The 2,475-nt window shown below is 73.6% G+C and carries 2 protein-coding genes; both read right to left on the bottom strand.

Translation table 11 applies throughout. From position 1 onward, the window contains the following. Positions 1-1,498 (bottom strand): type I polyketide synthase (locus tag ACFV4F_RS28435; protein ID WP_380506606.1); only part of this gene is annotated, 1,498 nt, incomplete at its 3' end. 62 nt (positions 1,499-1,560) lie between these two features. After that, a partial coding sequence (locus ACFV4F_RS28430) for a beta-ketoacyl reductase (protein WP_380506603.1) occupies positions 1,561-2,475 on the bottom strand: 915 nt, incomplete at its 5' end.

Here is a 2,475-nt window from a genome sequence, read left to right as displayed (position 1 = left end):
GGCGGGCCTGTTCCTGGAGGGCTTGTTCGGTGTGGGCGGAGAGCAGGAACACGGTCGGGCCGGTGGCGGGCGTGACCGGCCCCACCGGCTCGGTGTCCTCGATGCGGTCCTGTTCGAGGATGACGTGGGCGTTGGTGCCGCTGATGCCGAAGGAGGAGACGGCGGCGCGGCGGGGGCGGTCGTGTGCGGGCCATGCGGTGTTGTCGGTGAGGAGTTCGACGGCGCCGGTGGTCCAGTCGACGTGCGGGGTGGGTTCGTCGACGTGCAGGGTGCGCGGCAGGACCCCGTGGCGCATGGCCTCGACCATCTTGATGATTCCGCCGACTCCTGCGGCGGCCTGGGTGTGGCCGATGTTGGACTTCAGGGAGCCGAGCAGGAGGGGGTGTTCGGCGGGCCGGTCCTGTCCGTAGGTGGCGAGGAGCGCCTGGGCTTCGATGGGGTCGCCGAGGCGGGTGCCGGTGCCGTGGGCCTCGACCGCGTCGACGTCGGCGCCCGTGAGCCCGGCGTCGGCGAGCGCGGCGCGGATCACCCGCTGCTGTGAGGGTCCGTTGGGCGCCGAGAGCTGACCGCTCGTGCCGTCCTGGTTGGCCGCCGTGCCGCGGATCACGGCGTGCACGTGGTGGCCGTTGCGGCGGGCGTCGGAGAGGCGCTCGACGAGCAGCAGGCCCGCGCCCTCGCCCCAGCCGGTGCCGTCGGCCGCCGCGGCGAAGGCCTTGCAGCGGCCGTCGGCGGACAGTCCGCGCTGCCGGCTGAACTCCACGAACAGCCCGGGTGTGGCGAGCACGGTCGCGCCGCCGGCGAGCGCCAGGTCGCACTCGCCCCGCCGCAGGGACTGCACCGCGAGGTGCAGCGCGACCAGCGAGGACGAGCACGCGGTGTCGATCGTGACCGCCGGCCCCTCCAGCCCGAAGGTGTAGGAGATCCGGCCGGAGGCGACCGAGCCCGCGCTGCCGGTGCCGACGTAGCCCTCCAGGTCGTCCGGCGCCTTCCTGATCCGGCCGCCGTAGTCCGCGTACATCACGCCGGCGTAGACGCCGGTGCGCGAGCCGTGCAGTGAGGTCGGGTCGATGCCGGCCCGCTCGAACGCCTCCCACGCGGTCTCCAGCAGCAGCCGCTGCTGCGGGTCCATGCTGACGGCTTCACGCGGGCTGATGCCGAAGAACGCGGGGTCGAACCGGTCGGCGTCGTGCAGGAACCCGCCCTCGCGGGTGTAGGTCCGGCCGACCCGGTCCGGGTCCGGGTCGTACAACCCGGCGATGTCCCAGCCCCGGTTGTCGGGGAAGGCGGATATCGCGTCCGTGCCCGACTCGACGAGCCGCCACAGCTGTTCCGGGGTGCGCACCCCGCCCGGGTAGCGGCAGGCCATGCCGACGATCGCGATCGGCTCCTGCCGCTCGGCCTCCACCTCGGTCAGGCGCTGCTTGGTCTGCAGCAGGTCGTTCGTCACGCGCTTGAGATAGTCGCGGAGCCTGGCCTCGTTCGTCGCCTCGCTCGTCATGAGACGTCAACTCTCCTCGTCGTGCGTCGTACGGGATGTGGTACCGGAATGTGGGGTGCGGGTCAGTCGAGGCCGAGCTGTCCGTCGATGAGCTCGAACAGCTCGTCGTCGGAGGCGTGCTCGACCTGTGCGGTCGTGGTGGCGGGGCCGGTGCCGTGCGGGTCGGGCGAGAGCCGGGCCAGGACGGAGGACAGGCGGGCGGTGACGCGTTCGCGCGCCTCCTCGTCGAGCGGCGTGCCGGTGCCGTTGACGGCGGCCTCCAACTCGGCGATCCGGGTGAGTAGTTCCGCCGTGGCGCCCGGGAGCCGGTCGGCCAGTTCCCCGTGTACGTGGGCGGCGAGCGCGTCGACCGTCGGATGGTCGAAGAGCACGGTGGTGGGCAGCCGGAGGCCGGTGTCCGCGCCGATCCGGTTGCGCAGGTCGACGGCGGTGAGGGAGTCGAACCCGAGGTCCATCAGCCCGCGGTCGGTGGGCACCGGGCGGTTCGCCGGCCGGCCCAGGACCTCGGTGACCCTCGCCCGCACCAGCTCGCGGACGGTCCTCGGCCGGTCGGCCTCGGCGGTCCCGGAGAGCGTTCGCACCCAGGGCGGGGTGTTGTCCCCGCCGGCCGGGGCCGAGGCCGCGGGGCGGCCCGCCGGGGCCGGCGGCACCCGCAGCGGGACCAGACCGCGCAGGACCGGTGCCATCCTGCCCGGGTCGCCGAGTGCCCGCAGCGCGGCCGTGTCGAACCTCGCGGGTACGGCGAGTGCCGGGTTCGAGCCGAGGACCGTGTCGAAATGGGTGAGGGCTTCGGTGGTGGTGAGGGGGGTGATGCCGGTGCGGGCGAGGCGGGCGAGGTCGGTGGTGGTGAGGGTGGCGGCCATGCCGTGGGGTTGTTCCCATAGGCCCCAGGCGATGGAGGTGGCGGGGAGTCCTTGGGCGTGGCGGTGTTGGGCGAGGGCGTCGAGGTAGGTGTTGGCGGCGGCGTAGTTGGCTTG

Origin of the sequence: Kitasatospora sp. NPDC059722 (assembly GCF_042733235.1) — a bacterium.
Lineage (GTDB): Bacteria > Actinomycetota > Actinomycetes > Streptomycetales > Streptomycetaceae > Kitasatospora.
The sequence above is the reverse complement of the archived record's forward strand: the minus strand, read 5'-3'. Positions and strand labels throughout refer to the sequence as shown.